Below are 2449 nucleotides of genomic sequence, written 5' to 3' on the forward strand. Positions count from 1 at the left end.
CGCGAGGATGAGCGCGCCCGCGCCCGCTGCGAAACCCGCCTTCACTTCACATCCCCTTCACCCGGCTGGCCGAGCTCGAAATCGCTGACCGGACGCCGGTTCGGGTCCGCCGAATCGTACATCAGGGCGCCGTCCACCCACACCCGCTCGGGCCGCGTGTAGACGCTGAACGGATTGCCGTTCCACAGCACCACGTCCGCCATCTTGCCCGTCCGGAGGCTGCCCGTCCGCTCCGCGATGCCGAGCGCCTTGGCGGGATTGTAGCTGAGCCACGTCCACGCGGTCTCGTCGCTGATCTGGATGCCCGCCTTGCGCCCGTAAGCCAGCGCCTTGGCCGCTTCCTGGTTCAGCCGCTGGATGCCGTTGGGATCATCCGAATGCACGATCGCGCAGGCGCCCGCATTGTGGACGAAGGGGATATTCTCGTTGATGCCGTCATAGGCCTCCATCTTGAAGCCCCACCAATCGGCCCACAGCGCCCCGCAGGTGCCGTTCGCCTTCAGGAGATCGGCGATCTTGTACGCCTCCACCGCATGGTGGAAGGCCGCGACCTTGTAGCCGAACTCCCTGGCCATATCCAAAATGTTGGCCATTTCATCGGCGCGGTAGCAGTGGTTCTGGACGGTGATTTCGCCCGCCAGCACGCCCGACAGCGTCTCCATGGCAAGGTCGCGGCCCGGCTGCTCGCCGCCGTCGCGCTCATATTTGTCCCAGCGGCGCTTATACTCCTGCGCGCGTGCCCAGGTCTGCCGCATCAGGGCGACGTTCGCCATCCGGCTGCCCGGCATCTGGTTGCGCCCGCCATAAACCCGCTTCGGATTCTCGCCGCACGCCATCTTCAGCGAATAGGGCGCGCCGGGGAACTTCATACCCTGCATGGTGCGGGCATAGACGTTCTTCAGCGTCACGCCGCGCCCGCCGAACAGATTCGCGGACCCCGGCAGCACATGAAGGCTGGTCACCCCGCCATTGGTCAGGGCGCGGCTGAAGCCCGGATCCTGCGGCCAGACGCTGTGTTCGGCCCAGACCTCGGGGCGCACCGGCCCGGTAATCTCGTTGCCGTCCTGATGCGCTTCGACCGAGGGGCTGGGATAATCGCCAAGGTGGCTGTGGATGTCGATGATCCCGGGCGTCACCCACTTGCCCGCCCCGTCGATCCGCGTCGCGCCCTCAGGGATCGCGACATCCGCGCCGCCGACCGCGCGGACCACGCCGTCGGCGATCACCACCGTCCCGTTCTCGATCCGCCCGCCCTCGCCGTCGAACACGGTCGCGCCGGTGATCGCGGTCAGCGTCCCCGGATAGGCCCGGTAAGTGGACGGGAACGGATCCTTGTTGACCGCCGCCCGCCGCTCCGCCGCCGGCTGGCCGGGCGGAGCCGACGCGCTCGCCGGCCTCTCGTCATTCGTACATCCGGCGAGCAACGCGGCGCTCGCGGCCACCGCACCTAGGCTGAAGCGCATCGGGTTCCTTTGTCCCTTTTTGATCAGATCGTGGAGTCGCCGGGCTTGGTCTCGCGCTGCGGGAACATGCCGGCACCCTGGCCTTCGTCGGCCAGCTCCTTGTAGCCGGCGAGCTCCTGATCGTCCTCGAGCGTGTCGAGGTGCATCCAGCGCTTCACGATCGGGCTGACCAGCAACACCAGCACGGCGACGCCGATCGAGATCCAGCCGAACATGCCGTAAATGTCGAGCAGGCCCTGCTTGGTCATCTCACCGTCATGGCCGCCGGTCGCCTCGCCGATCTTGCCGGCGACGAAATTGCCGACCGCGGTCATGTAGAACCAGGCGCCCATGATCAGCGACGCAAGGTAGCTCGGCGCCAGCCGGTTCATCGCCGACAGGCCGACCGGCGACAGGCAGAGCTCGGCGGTGGTGGCGAAAAGGTAGTAGAGGAAGACGAGGATGACCGGCGTCATCGCCGCCACGCCATAGGCTTCCGCGCCCCAGACCAGGACCAGGTTGGCAATACCCATCTGGAGAAGCGCCAGCCCGAACTTGGCAGGTGCGGAAGGCTCGAGCCGGCGCGTCCCAAGCCACTGCCACAGGGCCGCGAACAGCGGCGCGAGGAGGATGATGTAAATGGGGTTGATCGACTGGAAGATCGACGCCGGCACGCCGCCGCGGTCGACGAAGCGGTCGGTGAAGAGGTTCATCGATCCGCCCGCCTGCTCGAACAGGCCCCAGAAGAGCGGGTTCAAGGCAATCAGGAACAGGATCGCGAACATCCGCTCGCGCGGTTCCTTGGGCAGCTTGAAGCTCTGGAACAGCACATAGCCGAGCAGGCCGACGCCCGAGACGATCAGCAACGTCTGGATGACGTCCTGATACTGGATCAGCGCCCACATCACGCCGACGGCGGCAAGGCCGACGCCGTAAAGCGTATATTCGCGCGTCTTGCTGAGCGGCCCCGGCGCTTCGCCGGCGCCGTTCAGGACGCTCTTGCCGAG

Annotated in this window: 2 protein-coding genes; both read right to left on the reverse strand. The window is 66.7% G+C overall.

Going from position 1 to position 2449, the window contains the following annotated elements:
- Positions 1-41: 41 nt before the first annotated feature.
- Positions 42-1463: an amidohydrolase gene (locus VGB60_RS06415; protein WP_331037435.1), complete on the reverse strand. Its 1422-nt coding sequence runs from the start codon at positions 1461-1463 to the stop codon at positions 42-44.
- A 23-nt stretch (positions 1464-1486) separates the two neighbouring features.
- The coding region (locus tag VGB60_RS06420) for an oligopeptide:H+ symporter (protein ID WP_331037436.1) at positions 1487-2449 on the reverse strand (963 nt) is incomplete at its 5' end.

Origin of the sequence: Brevundimonas sp., assembly GCF_036399195.1 — a bacterium.
Taxonomy (GTDB): Bacteria; Pseudomonadota; Alphaproteobacteria; order Caulobacterales; family Caulobacteraceae; genus Brevundimonas.